This window comes from Bradyrhizobium sp. GCM10028915, assembly GCF_042666195.1.
Lineage (GTDB): Bacteria > Pseudomonadota > Alphaproteobacteria > Rhizobiales > Xanthobacteraceae > Bradyrhizobium > Bradyrhizobium canariense_D.
Genome location: NZ_JBHTFN010000044.1, coordinates 672,967 through 686,441, shown reverse-complemented (window position 1 = coordinate 686,441; position 13,475 = coordinate 672,967). Strand labels below are relative to the sequence as shown.

Annotated in this window: 15 protein-coding genes; 6 read left to right on the top strand and 9 right to left on the bottom strand. The window is 64.7% G+C overall.

The window, feature by feature from the left end:
• The first annotated feature begins 41 nt into the window (after positions 1-41).
• From efp to ACFQX9_RS23345, 3 genes are all read left to right on the top strand, one after another.
• Positions 42-608 carry an elongation factor P gene (gene efp, locus ACFQX9_RS23355; RefSeq protein ID WP_026232726.1) on the top strand — a complete coding sequence of 189 codons (567 nt, stop codon included), beginning with the start codon at positions 42-44 and terminating at the stop codon, positions 606-608.
• 23 nt (positions 609-631) lie between these two features.
• Positions 632-2,254: a M23 family peptidase gene (locus ACFQX9_RS23350; protein ID WP_377790735.1), complete on the top strand. Its 1,623-nt coding sequence runs from the start codon at positions 632-634 to the stop codon at positions 2,252-2,254.
• A gap of 82 nt (positions 2,255-2,336) precedes the next feature.
• Positions 2,337-3,323 (top strand): DUF808 domain-containing protein, encoded by a 987-nt coding sequence (locus ACFQX9_RS23345; protein WP_377791056.1) that lies wholly within the window; start codon positions 2,337-2,339, stop codon positions 3,321-3,323.
• A gap of 30 nt (positions 3,324-3,353) precedes the next feature.
• On the opposite strand, the gene ACFQX9_RS23340 is transcribed toward ACFQX9_RS23345, so the two are convergent.
• A complete protein-coding gene (locus ACFQX9_RS23340; protein ID WP_085353466.1) occupies positions 3,354-3,851 on the bottom strand; it encodes a cupin domain-containing protein in 498 nt (165 codons plus the stop codon).
• 21 nt (positions 3,852-3,872) lie between these two features.
• Positions 3,873-4,352, bottom strand: coding sequence for a carboxymuconolactone decarboxylase family protein (locus ACFQX9_RS23335; RefSeq protein WP_018454401.1), 480 nt, complete (start codon positions 4,350-4,352; stop codon positions 3,873-3,875).
• Positions 4,353-4,406: 54 nt separating this feature from the next.
• Between ACFQX9_RS23335 and ACFQX9_RS23330 the strand changes: the two genes are divergently transcribed.
• Positions 4,407-4,928: a MarR family winged helix-turn-helix transcriptional regulator gene (locus ACFQX9_RS23330; RefSeq protein WP_018454402.1), complete on the top strand. Its 522-nt coding sequence runs from the start codon at positions 4,407-4,409 to the stop codon at positions 4,926-4,928.
• Here the strand turns inward: ACFQX9_RS23330 and ACFQX9_RS23325 are convergent.
• From ACFQX9_RS23325 to ACFQX9_RS23315, 3 genes are all read right to left on the bottom strand, one after another.
• Positions 4,925-5,125, bottom strand: coding sequence for a hypothetical protein (locus ACFQX9_RS23325; RefSeq protein WP_377791061.1), 201 nt, complete (start codon positions 5,123-5,125; stop codon positions 4,925-4,927). The two genes, ACFQX9_RS23330 and ACFQX9_RS23325, sit on opposite strands and share 4 nt — an antisense overlap.
• An 85-nt stretch (positions 5,126-5,210) precedes the next feature.
• Positions 5,211-5,462, bottom strand: coding sequence for a hypothetical protein (locus tag ACFQX9_RS23320; protein ID WP_018454404.1), 252 nt, complete (start codon positions 5,460-5,462; stop codon positions 5,211-5,213).
• 58 nt (positions 5,463-5,520) lie between these two features.
• Positions 5,521-5,781 carry a hypothetical protein gene (locus ACFQX9_RS23315; protein ID WP_007591459.1) on the bottom strand — a complete coding sequence of 87 codons (261 nt, stop codon included), beginning with the start codon at positions 5,779-5,781 and terminating at the stop codon, positions 5,521-5,523.
• A gap of 135 nt (positions 5,782-5,916) precedes the next feature.
• Here ACFQX9_RS23315 and ACFQX9_RS23310 point away from each other — a divergent pair, with 135 nt between their 5' ends.
• Entirely contained in the window at positions 5,917-7,137 is a 1,221-nt protein-coding gene (locus ACFQX9_RS23310; protein ID WP_247297384.1) for a lytic murein transglycosylase, read from the top strand.
• A gap of 6 nt (positions 7,138-7,143) precedes the next feature.
• Here ACFQX9_RS23310 and ACFQX9_RS23305 read toward each other — a convergent pair whose 3' ends face one another.
• The 3 genes from ACFQX9_RS23305 to recJ form a co-directional block, all read right to left on the bottom strand.
• Positions 7,144-7,941, bottom strand: coding sequence for an aldolase (locus ACFQX9_RS23305; RefSeq protein ID WP_377790732.1), 798 nt, complete (start codon positions 7,939-7,941; stop codon positions 7,144-7,146).
• 109 nt (positions 7,942-8,050) lie between these two features.
• Positions 8,051-8,860 carry an SDR family NAD(P)-dependent oxidoreductase gene (locus ACFQX9_RS23300; protein ID WP_377790730.1) on the bottom strand — a complete coding sequence of 270 codons (810 nt, stop codon included), beginning with the start codon at positions 8,858-8,860 and terminating at the stop codon, positions 8,051-8,053.
• 45 nt (positions 8,861-8,905) lie between these two features.
• Positions 8,906-10,747: a single-stranded-DNA-specific exonuclease RecJ gene (gene recJ / locus ACFQX9_RS23295; protein WP_247390557.1), complete on the bottom strand. Its 1,842-nt coding sequence runs from the start codon at positions 10,745-10,747 to the stop codon at positions 8,906-8,908.
• A gap of 277 nt (positions 10,748-11,024) precedes the next feature.
• On the opposite strand from recJ, the gene ACFQX9_RS23290 reads away from it, so the two are divergent.
• Complete coding sequence (locus ACFQX9_RS23290) at positions 11,025-12,101, top strand: methyl-accepting chemotaxis protein (RefSeq protein WP_377790728.1); 1,077 nt, start codon at positions 11,025-11,027, stop codon at positions 12,099-12,101.
• A gap of 126 nt (positions 12,102-12,227) precedes the next feature.
• Here the strand turns inward: ACFQX9_RS23290 and ACFQX9_RS23285 are convergent, their stop codons facing one another.
• Positions 12,228-13,247: a helix-turn-helix domain-containing protein gene (locus ACFQX9_RS23285; protein WP_247371072.1), complete on the bottom strand. Its 1,020-nt coding sequence runs from the start codon at positions 13,245-13,247 to the stop codon at positions 12,228-12,230.
• Positions 13,248-13,475 lie beyond the last annotated feature (228 nt).

Genomic DNA, 13,475 nt, shown 5'->3' with positions numbered 1-13,475 from the left:
GTCCTGGCCCGAGCCGGGCCAAGCAAGCAGGAAATACAGCTTTGAGAGTCATCGCCAGTTCTATTCGCAAGGGCAACGTGATCGAGCAAGACGGCAAGCTATATGTCGTCGTGACCGCCGAGAACATCCATCCCGGCAAGGGCACCCCGGTCAGCCAGATCGAAATGCGCCGAATCTCGGACGGGGTAAAGATCTCCGAGCGCTACAAGACCACCGATCAGGTCGAGAAGGCCACAATCGAAGAGCGCAACTACACCTTCCTGTATGAAGATGGTGACGGCTATCACTTCATGAACCCGGAGACCTATGACCAGGTCCAGGTGTCCAAGGATGTGATCGGCGATGCGGCGGCCTATCTTCAGGAGAGCATGACGGTCAAGCTATCGCTGCACGGTTCCAACCCGGTATCGATCGCCCTGCCGCAGCGCGTGACGCTGGAAGTGATCGAGACCGAGCCCGTGACCAAGGGGCAGACCGCCTCCTCGTCCTACAAGCCCGCCGTGCTCTCGAATGGCGTTCGCACCACGGTGCCGCCGCACATCGCCGTCGGCACCCGAATCGTCGTGATGACCGAAGACGGCTCCTACTCCGAGCGTGCCAAGGACTGACGGGACCAAAGCGAGCGCAACAGGTGCCGCCGGGGGGCGAGACAGTGGTTGGGAAAAGTTTCCGCTTCGTCTCGCAACTTCTGGCGTCGCTTTCGCTCCTCATTGCCTCTCCACTTGCTGCGGATGAGTTCCGCAGCCCCTCACTCACGGCGCTGCGCGTCGATTGGCGCGCGGCGCTTGACCAGCTCCGCACCGAAATCAACGTCCATCCCCGGGCCGCGGAAGACTTCATCTTCGCACCCCGTCGTTCGGTGCCGCGCTACGATCCGCGCGCGATGCCGGCGCTGGTGCAGCTCAACGCGATCTCCTCGCAATTCTTCACCGGCATCGCCCGCAGCTCCGTGCCCGTGCTGCTGCCGTTCGACGCTGCCGCGTATCTCGAAGCTCGGCGCAATGGCGCGCCGGCGACCGTCGCGCTGTCGCGCTACCAGGCTGACTTCAATTCCGTCGACCTGTTCGATGCCGGTCCCGCCGGCTACAGCGCGACCTTTTCGTTCGAGCCTGGTACTGGAGACGGCATGCCGAGCCGGGTCTTCGCAAGGCCGGTCGAGGTGCAGATCACGGGCTCGGCGCTGGTCTATGACATTGCCGATCCCTCGGGCGGCAAGGGCGAGCCGGTCAAACCGCTCGCGGCGCTCTACCCGGACCTGCGCAAGTTCATCCGGGAAGGCTATATGCGCTACGCTTTCACCCGTTTCGGCGTCGCCTATGTGGTGTCGATCCAATGCCTCGACAGCGTTGCCAAGCCGCGGCGGCTTGCCTGCAAGGAGGCCTATCCGGTCGCCGAGCGCTTCCTGAAGGCGCTGCGCGTGGCGGGCGGCCAGCGCATGCGGCCGCTCACGGACATCGCTTCCAACATTCTCGATCGTCCCACGGTGCGCTCCCCGGACTTCACCTACAGGCCGAGCGGCGACATCATCCCGAACACCGGCTATCGCAAGCAGGGCGGCCATCCCGACGTGATGGCCTACGCACAGATCCGCTTTCCTCTCGAGAAGGCGCCCGCGTTCGTACACTCGCAATCCTATGCCAAGCGCGACAAGATGGAGAGCACGACCGCTTACCCCTGGCGCGACAATTTCTGCGAAGCCCGCAGTTTCGAGGTCTGGCAATGCGGCGGCGGTTATGGCCATCAGGGCGAGGACATCCGCGCGGCTGAGTGCCCATCGCCTGGTGAAGGCCGCCACGCCTGCGATCCAAAGCAGCGCGCCGTCGTCGCCGTGCGCGATGCGAGGGTCATACGCGCTGCCAAGGATCAGGCCGTGACGCTGCAAATCAACAGCCGGACCGAGCACATCCGTTTCCGCTACATGCATATGAACCCGCAGGCGCTGAACGCCGACGGCCTGCTCAACGGCCGCATCGTATCGGAGGGCGAGAAGATCGGCGTGGTCTCGAATTATCTCGACCATCCCGCCGGCACCTCGATGCACCTGCATTTCGACGTGCAAGTGTTCACCCGCGACGGCTGGATCTGGGTCAGTCCTTACGTCACGCTGGTCTCGGCCTATGAGCGCCTGATCCGCGCCCGCGGCCGCGAGGTCGGCCCGGAGATCGCCGGCACGCCACAGCCCGTGGCGCATGCGCTGCCGGAGGACGTGCTCAAGCCGGACCTGCGCGAGGGATCGGGCGGCGACGAGAACTGACGGCTTGCTCTTTCCAATGCCAGGCAGCGCAAAAGCGTGTTGCCGCACACACGGCCCACTGAAGGCAGAAGGAACTGGGTTGATGAGTGCCGGACTGATTGGTCTCCTCGATGATATCGCCGCGATTGCAAAGGTGGCGGCAGCCTCGCTCGACGATGTCGCGGGCCAGACGGCCAAGGCGGGAGCAAAGGCGGCTGGCGTGGTCATCGATGATGCAGCCGTCACTCCGAATTACGTGATCGGCTTTGCCTCGAAACGCGAACTGCCGATCGTAGGCAAGATTGCGGTTGGGTCGCTGCGCAATAAATTGCTGATCCTGCTGCCCATTGCCCTGTTGCTTGGTTATTTCCTTCCCGCCGCGGTCACGCCGCTGCTCATGCTGGGCGGCGCCTTTCTGTGCTATGAGGGCACCGAGAAGGTGCTCGAAGCCGTGATGCCGCATGATGCGCGCCACCACGAAGCCCAGCCCCAGCCAATTGCATTGAACGCGCGGTCGGTCGAGGACGAGAAAGTCGCAAGCGCCATCAAAACGGATTTCATCCTGTCGGCGGAGATCATGGCGATCACGCTGGCGGCCGTCCCGGCGGGCAGCATCTGGACCCAGGCGCTCGTGCTCGCACTCGTCGCCATTTTCATCACTGTTGGAGTCTACGGCGTGGTCGCCCTGATCGTGAAGGCGGACGATGTCGGCCTGGCCCTTGCGCGGTATGACGGCGCCTCGCTTATTGGCGGCGGAATCCGATTGCTTGGACGTGCGCTGGTCCGCGGCATGCCTGTCTTCCTGGCGGTGCTGAGCACCATCGGCACCGCCGCGATGATCTGGGTCGGTGGCGGCATCATCCTGCACGGCATCGAACAATACGGCCCACCGGTGGTCGGCCATACGGTTCATGCCGCGACCGAGGCTGCCGCGCACCTCCTTCCCTCCATTGCCGGCACCGTCGGATGGGCGGTCGAGGCAGCCATTTCAGGCATTATTGGGCTCCTTGTCGGCGCAGTTGCGACACCGGCCGTCACATACGGTCTTTCACCGCTATGGAAACGTCTGAAGCGATCGCAGCCGACCTGAACAAAAGCGGCTGCAGATTGCGGGTGCCGGCTACTCCAGCAACGTCGTGAGTTGCGCGCCCTCGTCCGCCACGAACACGGCAATCAATTCCGCCGGCTCCGTGGTGCTGGCATTGGCCGAGACCAGATGCGTCGAGCCGGGCGGCTCGAAGAAGGACTGGCCGACGCCGAACGTCTCGACCGGGCCGCCGCCGAGCTGGGAGCGGATCTCGCCCTTGGTGATGTAGGCGGTGACGGATCCTGCGTGACGATGCGGCCGCGAGAACCCGCCAGGGCCGTAGAACACGCGCACGATGGTGACGCGCTTGCCCGGCACGTTCGGCAGCGCGTAGGAGTCGATCGGCTCGACCTTGTCCAGCGGCGAGCTTTCGGCGGCGGTGGCGCAGAGCGGCGCGAGTGCGCCGGAAATGGTGTCCATCGTCACCGGCAACGCCTTGCCGATCGCAAGCGCGCACGCAAGCCCGCCGACGACGGCGATCGCCATCGAACGCGATGGCGCCAATGTGGTGGGCAAACTTACTACCGTCATCACGATCTCCCTTCGTTGCAATCAGGATGCCGCCGCATTCGCTGCGACCGGTCGCTTCGCCGGTGTCCAGCGAAACGCCGCACCGAAACGATTCCAGACGTTGATCGAGGCAACCGCAGAGGTCAGGTACGTCAGTTCGGTCTCGGAGAATTCACGGCTCGCCTCGGCATACACGCCCTCGCCGACTCCGTCGGGCAGGCAGGTCAGCGCCTCGGTCCAGGCCAGCGCGGCACGTTCGCGCGCGGAAAAGATCGGCGCCTCGCGCCAGACCACGACCAAATTGAGCTTGTCGACGGGCACGCCGATCCGCTCCGAAAGCAGGATGTGATGCTGCACGCAGAAGGCGCAGCCGTTGATCTGCGATGCCCGGAGCTTGACCAGTTCGAGAAGCTGCTTGTCGAGACCGGCCTTGGCCGCCACCTGGCCGAGCGCCAGCACCAGCTCATACGCATCCGGCGCGATCTTCTTGAAATCCTCGTATTCGCTGCGGGCGTGTGACATTGCCGTTCACCTCGTGGTATTGTAAGACCGCTTACATCTTATAAGAGCACTTACATGTTGCGCAAGTCGCCCAGTATCACGAGATCGAAATCCCGGCGCAAGACTGCCAAGCCTGACGCCGTGCGCGTGCCAGCCCCAGGGGAAGGCAAGCGCGGCGAGCAAGGCTATCTCGGCTATCTCTTGCGCCAGGCCCACGCCGCAGTCCGTCTGACGATGGAGCGGTCGCTCGCCGATCTCGGTGTCACCTCACCGCAATTCGCGGTGCTGACCATGCTCAACGCCTATCCGGGCCTCTCGGGCGCCGACGTTGCCCGCCTCACCTTTCTGACGCCCCAGACCGTCGGCGTCATCATCCGCAATCTCGAGCGTGACGGCGCGATTGTGATGACGCCGCATCCCGTCCACGGCCGCATCCAGCAATGGACGCTGACGCCGCGCGGCACGGCGCTTTTGAAAGCGTGCCGGGAAAGGGTGATTGCGTTGGAGAAGCGGCTGGCCGCCGGGCTCGATGTCAAGGCCGAGGCAAGCATTCGCCGCTGGCTCGCAGGCATCGCGGCCGATTTGCAGGAGGACTAGGCGAAGCGCGCTTGCCGCTGGCGGGACCTAGTCGCCGCCTCCGCCGTCGCCACCGTCCGAATCCGGGAAGTCACTGACGGCGCCGTGGCCTTGAATACCGCGCCAAAGTTCTCCGCGAGGATCATCAGGACGACGACGAACAACCCGGCGCCGAACGGCCAGGGCTTGGCGCGGATGATGTCGAACAGCTCCTGCATTCACGCATTGTGCGCAGACGGAAGCGAATCGACCGTAAAGTGACAGGCTCAAAATTGGGGATATCCGACCCGTTGCAGGCGCGCCCTACCCGCCCTTCAACACTTTCTTAACCTCGCCATCGGGCCAGGTCTCGCCCGCTGCGATCACCCGCACGCGGCTTTGATCGGCGTCGTTCACCAGCTCATGCGAACTCACCCGCTCGCCGCTTCGCTCCAGGTGCAGATCGGTTTCGGGCTTCCAGCTCAGTGTGGTGGCGAGATCGCCAGGGAAAATCTGCCATTGTGATCCGTCGTCGAGCTCGACGACGTGGCTCTCTGCATGCGCGCGTATCTTCATTCGACCCCGAATTCTCGACGGAAGGCGGGCCCCGACCATCGGCCGGGGCCCCGCTCCGTTAGTCGTTGTCGTGATGAATCACGGTCTTTTCGCGGTTACCGAATTCATCTTCCTTTTTGATGACGGTGGTGCGGTCGGCAGGCTCGCGCTCCTTGATCACGGTGGTGCGATCACGATCGCGGTCACGCTCTCGATATTCCGGGGACTGTCCGACGGTCACGCCGGCGCCGACCGGACCAACATGAACACCGACTTCGTCGGCGAATGCGGGGGCTGCGATAGCGGTGACCATGGCGGCCGCAAACAGATATTTCCTCATCTCGTCCTCCTCGATTGCATGCGGAGGGAATGCGTGAGTGCGACAATTTGTTCCGGAAGGAACAGGACGGACGTCCCGTTCCCGACCCTCCAGGAACCGACTCACAGGAGCCGCATTTCCCGCTACAATAAGTCGATGAAACACGCTGATTCCTCGATCCATCATACCCGCCGCGCCTTCACGATCGGCGCCGCCACCCTGCTCGCTTTCCCGACGCATGTCTTCGCCGCACCTCCAGGCTTCGACGAATGGCGTGAGGGTTTTCGCGCTCGTGCCATGGCCAAGGGCATCTCGGCTGCGACATGGCAGCGTGCGATGGCGCGGGTCGAGCCCGACATGAGCGTGTTCAAGCAGATGCGTACCCAGCCCGAATTTCATGAGCAGGTCTGGCAATACATCAACCGTCGCGTCTCCGACTGGCGCATCATCAACGGCAAGATCGCGCTGAAGAACAACGAGGCGCTGCTCGCGCGCATCGAGCGCGATTTCGGCGTCGAGCGCGGTACGCTGCTGGCGCTGTGGGGCGTCGAGTCCGCCTATGGCGATCCGCTGGTGCAGCAGAACCACATGACGCCGGTGTTTCCCTCGCTCGCCGCCCTTGCCTGGAACGAGCCGCGTCGCAAGGCCTATTGGGAGACCGAGTTGATCAACGCGCTACGCATCGTCGACAAGGGCTGGAGCACGCCGGAGCAGATGCAGGGCTCCTGGGCCGGCGCGATGGGGCATTCGCAATGGATGCCGGAGGTCTGGCTCAATGTCGGCATCGACTATGATGGCGACGGCAAGGTGTCGCCGTTCGGCAAGCCCGACGACGCGCTGGGCTCGACGGCAAAATATCTCGTCAATCGCGGCAAGTGGCACCGCGGCGAGCATTGGGGCTACGAGGTGCGCACGCCCGGTGAGATGAGCGGCAGCCGGACCTATGCGGCTTGGCAGGCGGCCGGCGTCACCCGCGCCGACGGCCAGCCATTCCCGCAAGCCTCCGCATCCGCGCAGATGTGGACGCCGGTTGCGGGCGGGCCGACGTTTCTGCTGGGACCGAATTTCAACGCGGTGAAGAGCTACAATCCCTCGATGAACTATGCCCTGGCGATCTGCCATCTCGGCGACCGCTGCCTCGGCGCCCCGCCTTTCATCCAGCCGTTCCCCGGCTCCGAGCGCGCGCTGACACTCGCCGAGGTGCAGGAGATGCAGACGCGCCTGACCAAGGCGGGCTTCGACACCGGCGGCACCGACGGCCGCGTCGGCAACGACACGATGAAGGCAATCAAGGATTTTCAGCAGAGGGCCGGTATCGTGCCTGCGGACGGCTATGGCGGGCTGAAGGTGCTGGCGAAGCTACGCCAAGGGTCGTAGGCGGCCTCAGTGCCTGTAGTGCGGCTCCTCCGCATCGAGCTGGCGACGGATCGCCGCAAGATGCAGCCGTGCAGATTCGGAATCGCCCTCGCGCATCTGCCTGTAGGTCTCGGCTGCAATCGCGGGATCGACCGGCAGCACCTGTCGCCCGGTCGACATCGCCAGCACCTGCACCTCGGCGGCGCGTTCGAGATAGTAGAGATCGTCCCAGGCCTCCGCGATGGTCGGTGCCAGCACCATCACGCCGTGATGCTTCATGAAGATGATATCGGCATCCCCAACTGCGGATGCGATGCGCGCGCCTTCGCGGTTGTCGAGCGCAAGGCCGTTGTAGTCGCGGTCCACGGCCGTGCGACCATAGAACTTCAGCGCGGTCTGGCCGGCCCAGATCAGCGGATCGCCTTCGGTCATCGACAGCGCCGTGGCGTAGGGCATGTGGGTGTGGAAGGCGACCTTGGCGCGCGGCAGGCGCTTGTGCATCTCGGCATGGATGTAGAACGCGGTCGCCTCGGGTACGCCCTCGCCGTCGAGCACGCTGCCGTGGAAATCGCAGATCAGCAGCTTTGACGCGGTCAGCTCGCGGAAGGCGTAGCCGTAAGGGTTGACCAGGAAGAGATCGTCATGGCCCGGCACCACGGCCGAGAAGTGGTTGCAGATGCCCTCCTCAAAGCCGTTGCGCGCAGCCATCCGAAAGCAGGCGGCAAGATCCTCGCGCGCGCTGCGGATCGCGTCGGTGACGAGGTCCGGACGGTTCGAGCGGAACGTTGCCGGCGTGGAGGACGAAGAGTGAAGGCTGTGCGCCATGGCGGAAGGACACCTCTGTCGTTCGGAAGACGCCCGCGTTGTACAGGTCCGACGCCTGCGCGTCAGCCCCCGCGCGCGCCACCCTGCCCTTCGCAGCCCGCGAGGCGGTCTATTGCCGCCGCGGCACGCCGCCGGCATTCATGCCGCCGTCGATGACGAACTCGCTGCCGGTGACGTAGCGCGAGGCATCGGAGGCCAGATACAGCACGCCGGAGGCAATTTCAGAAGCATGGCCGGCGCGGCCGAGCGGCGTGACGAGGCGCGCACGCTCCTCGGGATCGATCGGTGCATTGCCCTGGTTGCCGGTCGCGCCGGTCGGGATCTTGCCCCAGATCGGGGTGTCGATGATGCCGGGATGGACGGAGTTGACGCGGATGCCGTCGCCGGCGGCCGCGCACTCCATCGCGATCGACTTCGCGAACAGCCGCACGCCGCCCTTGGTCGCCGAATAGGCCGACAGCCCAGGCGCGCCGCGCAGGCCCGCGAGCGAGGACATCATGACGATCGAGCCGCCGCCGGTCTTGCGCATCAAGGGCAGGCAATGCTTGACCGAGAGGAAGACGCCGTCGAGGTTGATCGCGTTCTGCTTGCGCCAGTCGCTGAGCGTCATGTCGACGATCGAGGGCACGGCGATGCCGATGCCGGCGTTGGAGACGAGAATATCAAGCCGGCCAAAGCGCTTCGCGATCTCGGCTGTGATCTCGATCCAGCGCTCTTCGCTGGTGACGTCCTGCTCCAGGAAAATCGCCTTGCCGTCGGCCTTGGTGATGCGATTGGCGAGCTCGGGGCCGCGCAGCTCGTCGATGTCGGTGGCAATGACGGTGGCGCCCTCGCGCGCGAATAGCTCGACGACGGCTTCGCCGATGCCGGAGGCGCCGCCCGTCACCAGCGCCACTTTACCCTCAACCTGCCCTGCCATGTTCACTCCCAGTTTTGCTGTTAGCTTTTTTGTTGTTTGCCGGGCCTATCTAATCATGGATGGTCCCTGATCGGGTAGCGCGACGTCGATGACGCGGAATTGCACACGCTCGGCGCCCTGATAGCGATCGACCGACAATGATCCCGCGACATGCAATTGCTGGCCGCGATTGGCAACGAGCGCGTTGCCGAGCTTCTGTCCGATCGAACGGAACGCGATGCCGTTGACGATGGCGCCGTCGCCCGACTTGAAGCGTAGCCTCAAATGTGCCTGTCCCACCTCGTCGGCATAGACGAGCTGGTGCGCCGGCAGCGCCAACACGACTTCCGGATTGCCGCTGCCGAAGGGACCCGCGCGGTTGAGCGTCGCTGCAAGCTCGGTCGTCACCGCGCGCGCGGAGACCGCGCCGTCGATGTAGAGCTCGTTGACGTGGCGCGCCTCGGCAACGTCGCGCCCCAACGCATTCTCGAGGTAGGCGCGAAACTCGGCGAGTTTTTCCTTCCGTAGCGTGACCCCCGCAGCCATCGCGTGGCCGCCCCCCTTCAGCAGAATGCCATCGGCGACCGCCTGCCGCACGGCCTTGCCGATATCGACGCCGGCAATCGAACGGCCGGAGCCGGTGCCGATGCCGCCGGGCTCCAGCGCGATCGCAAAGGCGGGCCGCGAGAACTTCTCCTTCAACCGGGACGCAACGAGACCGACCACGCCGGGATGCCAGCCTTCGGAGGCCGTGACGATCACGCCGATCTTGTCCTCGAGCCCGATCGAGGCGAGCGCCTCGGCTTCGGCCTGCGCTTCGGCCGCCTGCTCGATGACCCGGCGCTCGCTGTTGAGGCGGTCGAGTTCGGCGGCGATCCGCGCGGCCTCGACGCTGTCACCCTCCAAAAGCAGGCGCACGCCGAGATCGGCGCGGCCGATGCGACCGCCGGCATTGATGCGCGGCCCCAGCATGAAGCCGAGATGCCAGGCCTCCGGCGGGCCGTTGAGCCGCGCCACGTCCATCAGCGCTGTGTGGCCGACATGGTCGCGCCGCCGCATCGCGATCAGGCCCTTGGCGACGAACGCGCGGTTGAGACCGATCAGCGGCGCGACATCAGCAACCGTGCCGAGCGCGACGTGATGCAGCATGCCGAGCAGATCCGGCTCGGGCATCTCCGCATTCCAGAAGCCGCGCTGGCGTAATTCACGATTGACCGCGACCAGCGTCACCAGCACGAGGCCGACGGCGGCGAGATGGCCGAGGCCGGAGAGATCGTCGAGCCGGTTCGGATTGACCAGCGCGTCGACCTCCGGCAGCTCCGTGCCGGCCTGATGATGGTCGATCACGACGACGGACATGCCGATACGTTTTGCTTCGGCGAGCGGCTCGATGCTGGTGGTGCCGCAATCGACGGTGACGAGCAGCGTGGCGCCCTTTTCGGCCAGCGCGCGCACGGCTTCCGTGTTGGGCCCGTAGCCCTCGAAGATGCGGTCGGGAATGTGGATCAGCGGATCGAGCCCGCAATGCCGCAGATGCCAGGTCAGCAGCGCCGCCGAGGTCGCGCCGTCGACATCGTAGTCTCCGAAGATCGCGACCTTCTCGCCGTTCGCTGCGGCATCCGCGATCCGCTTCGCGGCGGCCTCCATCTCCGTCACCGTGAACGGGTCCGGCAGAAGCTTGCGGATGGTGGGATCGAGGAAATCTGCGACGGCGTCGCTGTCGACGCCGCGGCCTGCCAGCACCCGCGCCAGGAGCTCGGGCAGTTGCTGGCGCTGCACGATGGCAAGCGCTTTCGCCGCCCCGCGGGCATCCAGCCGGTCGCGCCAAAGCTTGTCGGTGAGCGAGCGCGCCACTCCCAGGAACGCCTGGGGCGCTTCAACGGGCAAGGCGGTAGCGGGCGGCGTCATGAACAGCTGTCGGTTTGAGGAACCTGGGAGCCGGAGGGATTGCATCGCCCGGCCGACGGACGATTGGCCCGCAATCCCTCGGGATTTGCAACGTCTGCGCGGTACAAAGCGGTGGATTGCCGCTTTGCTACCCGGACTGACTATCATTTGAGCATTCCGCAAAACAGCAAATTAAGCAGGCGTTAGGCGGAATCTCCGAAAAAGAATCGTATTCGATCTGTCAGTGATTGTTCCGGGTTCGTTGCAGATCAGACCTCATTGCCAAGGGAAGCCCCCGATGTCTGCTGCGCTGGGTTTCAAAGCCAAGCCGATCGCCAATGAACCCGCTGATGATGATTCCGACATCTCCGCGCTGATCAACCGCCTCACGGCGGAGGTCAACCAGATCGCGGTCGACAAGACCAAGGCGATCCAGCAGATCACCAACCAGATGAAGATGCTGGCGCTGAACGCGTTGATCGAAAGCTCGCGCGCCGGCGCGCAGGGCGCGGGCTTCGCGGTGGTGGCGCAGGAGGTCCGCGGCGTCGGCCAGCAGGTCGAGACTATCGCCCGCGAACTCGAAAGCCAGCTGACCAAGCGCACCGGCGACCTCGTCGCCTCGATCGACCGCATGAGCCAGCGCTCGCGCGGCGAGCGCATGGTCGACCTCTCGCTCAACGCCATCGAGCTGATCGACCGCAACCTCTATGAACGGACCTGCGACGTGCGCTGGTGGGCGACCGATTCCGCGCTGGTCGATTGCGCGGCCTCGCCCGACGCCGCGGCCGTGTCCCATGCCTCGCAGCGTCTCGGTGTGATCCTAGGAGCCTACACCGTCTATCTCGACCTCTGGCTCTGCGATCTCGACGGCAACGTCATCGCCAACGGCCGCGCCGACCGCTTTCGCGCTGTCGGCCAGAACGTCGCCCACACCAAATGGTTTCGCGAGGCCAAGACCCTGCGCTCCGGCGACGACTATGTCGCCGGCGACGTCGAGAACCAGCCGCTGCTCGGCAATGCCCAGGTCGCGACCTATTGCGCCAGCGTCCGCGCCGGCGGCCAGGCCAACGGCGCGCCGATCGGGGTGCTCGCCATCCATTTCGACTGGGAGGCGCAGGCCCGCGCCATCGTGCAAGGCGTGCGCGTTGGCGACAGCGACAAGGCGCGCGTGCTGCTGGTCGACTCCAATCTTCGCGTGATCGCCGCTTCCGACGGACAAGGCATTCTCAGCGAACGCATCTCGCTGTCGCTCAACGGCCAGCGTTCCGGCTTCTACCAGGACGGCTCGGGCACGCTGGTCGCGTTCCATGCGACGCCCGGCTACGAGACCTATCGCGGCCTGGGCTGGTACGGCGTGATCGTCTGCGGGGCCTGAAGCTGGAGGCGGCTCGCCTATCCAACTCAAAACCGTGAAAACAACCCCATACACGGTAGCCATCCGGTTGTTTTCATGACAGTTTTTTCGCCGTTTGACGCCTGCAAAACACTGGCATGCATGCCATCATGGCGTCGTTCGCGGTCCAGGCTCAAAGCGCGAGGCTCTGGCGATCTCGTCTTCGGCGGCCTGCACCGCCGCGATTCCGAGCGTTTGCGACGGACGCTCTCCGAACATTGCCAGGTAGTATTGCGAGAACCGGCCGAGTTCGTAAAAGCCCTGCTGCATGGCGACCGCTGTCACGGTGGTCGAGCCGGGTGCGCTCTGGTGCAGGATCGAATGAACAGCGCAAAGACGCTTGTGCCTGAGGAAGCTGACCGGGCCGAGACCGAATACCTCCTGAAACGCGCGGTGTAGGGTGCGCCGCGATACGCCGAGCGCCGCGCAAATTTCCGACACGTGCATCGGACGGGTGCCGGCGTCGTCGAGAAACTCCTCGACCTTGCGGATCAGCCGTCGCGCGGAAGGGAGCCAGCCATTGCCGTCGGGTGGCAGCGACGACGCGACGTTGGCAGCCATGCATTCGGCGATCGATCGTTTCCAGAAATCGGCTGTTGATGGCGTCAGTCCGTATTTGTTGTCGCGCAGGTGCGACATGATCCGGACCAGGCGGCGCGAGGCGATCGCGCCGCTCTCGATGTCCGCGCGGAAATGACCGCGGCTGCGCCAGGTGTCAGGATCACTCAGCCGTGCTTTTCCGGCGAACAGCGTCGCGACCTCGTTGAGGTCGAACCGCATGGCGGCGTAAGCGGAGCCGCCGTGAAAAACACCGTCATGTTCGAGCAGCGGCGGAATGACGAGCACATCGTTGAGCTGCATGTCGAACGACCAGTGGGCGACGCGCTCTTCGGCCGCGAGCAGCATCCCGATGATCAGCTTGTCGTCGCTGGAAACCCGCTGCGTGCGCATGCCGACGTTGAACGCACCAATGCTGAGCGAGAAGTCGCCGATGCCGACATGGGACAACGTTCCGCGCAACCGACCGCGGCCGAGTTGCATCACATCGACATGCGAGCCGTGGACGGCCTGCTGAAGTCCTTCGAAACCGTCCAGCTTGCGCGAATCAACCAGGAGGACTTGCCCCATGGCTGTACCGTGTTACTGAAGCGCGACAATTCTGCGGCACGCGAGGCCTCACCAACTCCCCCGCAGACTGGCACAAACTGCACATCACAGCCGTCCAATCTTCGGGTACCGTTTGCAACCTTAGCGATATTGAGCGGACGCGCTTTGGGGATGGCAGAGCGCACGCGGCATGGATTTGCCGCGTGGTCGAAAACGTGCGTGCAAAAGAAAGAGATGTTGACGCAATGC

What these genes read in the sequence shown, in the direction of transcription:
- ACFQX9_RS23305 (WP_377790732.1), bottom strand. Translation starts at nt 7,941, where the DNA reads ATGGCGCACAGCCTTCACTCTTCGTCCTCCACGCCGGCAACGTTCCGC.
- ACFQX9_RS23345 (WP_377791056.1), top strand. Translation starts at nt 2,337, where the DNA reads ATGAGTGCCGGACTGATTGGTCTCCTCGATGATATCGCCGCGATTGCA.
- ACFQX9_RS23300 (WP_377790730.1), bottom strand. Translation starts at nt 8,860, where the DNA reads ATGGCAGGGCAGGTTGAGGGTAAAGTGGCGCTGGTGACGGGCGGCGCC.
- ACFQX9_RS23335 (WP_018454401.1), bottom strand. Translation starts at nt 4,352, where the DNA reads ATGTCACACGCCCGCAGCGAATACGAGGATTTCAAGAAGATCGCGCCG.
- ACFQX9_RS23320 (WP_018454404.1), bottom strand. Translation starts at nt 5,462, where the DNA reads ATGAAGATACGCGCGCATGCAGAGAGCCACGTCGTCGAGCTCGACGAC.
- ACFQX9_RS23340 (WP_085353466.1), bottom strand. Translation starts at nt 3,851, where the DNA reads ATGACGGTAGTAAGTTTGCCCACCACATTGGCGCCATCGCGTTCGATG.
- ACFQX9_RS23315 (WP_007591459.1), bottom strand. Translation starts at nt 5,781, where the DNA reads ATGAGGAAATATCTGTTTGCGGCCGCCATGGTCACCGCTATCGCAGCC.
- recJ (WP_247390557.1), bottom strand. Translation starts at nt 10,747, where the DNA reads ATGACGCCGCCCGCTACCGCCTTGCCCGTTGAAGCGCCCCAGGCGTTC.
- ACFQX9_RS23290 (WP_377790728.1), top strand. Translation starts at nt 11,025, where the DNA reads ATGTCTGCTGCGCTGGGTTTCAAAGCCAAGCCGATCGCCAATGAACCC.
- ACFQX9_RS23310 (WP_247297384.1), top strand. Translation starts at nt 5,917, where the DNA reads ATGAAACACGCTGATTCCTCGATCCATCATACCCGCCGCGCCTTCACG.
- ACFQX9_RS23285 (WP_247371072.1), bottom strand. Translation starts at nt 13,247, where the DNA reads ATGGGGCAAGTCCTCCTGGTTGATTCGCGCAAGCTGGACGGTTTCGAA.
- ACFQX9_RS23325 (WP_377791061.1), bottom strand. Translation starts at nt 5,125, where the DNA reads ATGCAGGAGCTGTTCGACATCATCCGCGCCAAGCCCTGGCCGTTCGGC.
- ACFQX9_RS23330 (WP_018454402.1), top strand. Translation starts at nt 4,407, where the DNA reads ATGTTGCGCAAGTCGCCCAGTATCACGAGATCGAAATCCCGGCGCAAG.